At 66.8% G+C, this 1,648-nt stretch carries 2 protein-coding genes; one reads left to right on the forward strand and one right to left on the reverse strand.

Translation table 11 applies throughout. The annotated features are described in order from the left end of the window. A partial coding sequence (locus EOA29_RS35690) for a hypothetical protein (protein ID WP_127222342.1) occupies nucleotides 1-1,082 on the forward strand: 1,082 nt, incomplete at its 5' end. On the opposite strand, the gene EOA29_RS35695 is transcribed toward EOA29_RS35690, so the two are convergent. Continuing rightward, the coding region (locus EOA29_RS35695; RefSeq protein WP_189479102.1) for a gluconokinase, GntK/IdnK-type at nucleotides 1,079-1,648 on the reverse strand (570 nt) is incomplete at its 5' end. The two genes, EOA29_RS35690 and EOA29_RS35695, sit on opposite strands and share 4 nt — an antisense overlap.

Consider the following 1,648-nt stretch of genomic DNA (forward strand, 5'->3'; position numbering starts at 1 on the left):
ATACCGAGATCATCGCCGACGTGCTGGTGCCGGAGCGTGGCGAAACCGTCCGCTTCTTCAGCCGCAAGCTCGTCCGTCCCGGCAAGCTGCGCCGCTTCTCCAACAAGGATCTGCGCGAAAGCCTGCTGTCCTGCTTCTATCTCGGCGTGGCGGCGGTCCTGCCTGTCATCTCGTGGGCGCCGATCTGCGACTGGGTCTCAACACTTCGGCGCAAGCGCCATTTTCGCAAGGAATTCGCGCGCTACGACGTCGCGATCAAAGCGGTGCTTGGCGATGGCGCCGACACGCAAAGCCTTTTCAGGGGTCACCTTGCCGCCGCGCATCGCCGCCGCCTGATGTTGGCCGCCCATCTGGTTCCGCGCCGCTGGTCGCCCGCAATCCGGCTGGAAGGCGTCGACGGCTTGCGCGAGGCCCTGCGGCGCGGCCGCGGCGCCATTGTCTGGTGCGATCAGTTCATCGCCCAGACCATCATGGGCAAGCGCGCCCTCTTCGAAGCCGGCATCGAAGCGCACCAGGTCAGCGTCAACTTCCACGGCTTCTCGGAAAGCAAGTTCGGCCTGTATGTGATCAACAGGCCGCTGGTCAAGGTCGAGAACCGCTTCCTGAAGAGCCGCATCGTCTTCGAGCGCGCCGACGCCTACCAGGTCACGGCGCGCATCCAGAAGACGCTGAAGGAGAACGGCGTCGTGCTGATGACCAACACCGTCCACGCGGGCTCCACCTTCACCGAAGCTGCCATGGGCGAGCATGGCTGGACCCACCTCGCCTCGGCGCCGGCCAATTTCGCGGCGCGCGCCGGTGCTGCGCTGTTTGCCATGTCGACCTTGGAGACCGTGCCCTTTCGCGAATACCGGGCGATCGTCAGCCCCGAGCTGAAGCCCATCACCAGCCAGCCGGCAACCCTGCCGGCAAAGGACGTGGCGGCAAAGAACCTCGTCCTGCAGGCGGCCTATATCCTGCTCAAGCGCGACCGTCTGCTGGAAGCGGTCAAATTGCATCCGGAACAGATGATGGCCTGGTCGGGCGCCCACCGTCTCACCGGGCGGCAGGATCAACCCGCGATCGGTAGCGATGTCGGTTAGCCGAGTGCTTGCCTTGCGATCCCGGCGACAGTCCGCGTCGCGTCCACGGTTACCGCCTGCTCGTCCCTGCCCGGCTCTTCCAGGGTTGCGAACTGGCTGTCGACCAGGCTGGCCGGCATGAAATGACCCTTGCGGGCCGCAACCCGTCGCCAGGCGGTCTCGCGATCGATCTTCAGGTAGAGGAAGACGATGCCCGGACAGAAGCGGCGCAGCCGGTCCCGGTAGCTGCGCTTCAATGCCGAGCAGGCCGCCACGGCCCTCTGTCCGTCGGCGATGGAGGCCGCGATGCGTTCGCCGATCGCGTCGAGCCAGCCCTCGCGCAACGCATCCGTCAGCGGCTCGCCGCGCGCCTCGCGCTCGGCAAGCGCCGCCGGTGACGGCAGCGTCTCGACGGCGCGGTTGAGCAGGCCGCGCGCCTCCAGCGCCGTCATGAAGCGGCTCTGATGCGCGATGTCGGCCAGCCCGCGCTTGCGCGCGATCGAGAGCGCCAGCGTCTGCTGGTAATTGTTGGACAGCACCAGCCCGCCCACCTCGCCGGTCATCTCCGAGAGCAGTTTGTTGCGCGC

This window comes from Mesorhizobium sp. M1E.F.Ca.ET.063.01.1.1 (assembly GCF_003998155.1).
In the GTDB taxonomy this organism is placed as follows: Bacteria; Pseudomonadota; Alphaproteobacteria; order Rhizobiales; family Rhizobiaceae; genus Mesorhizobium.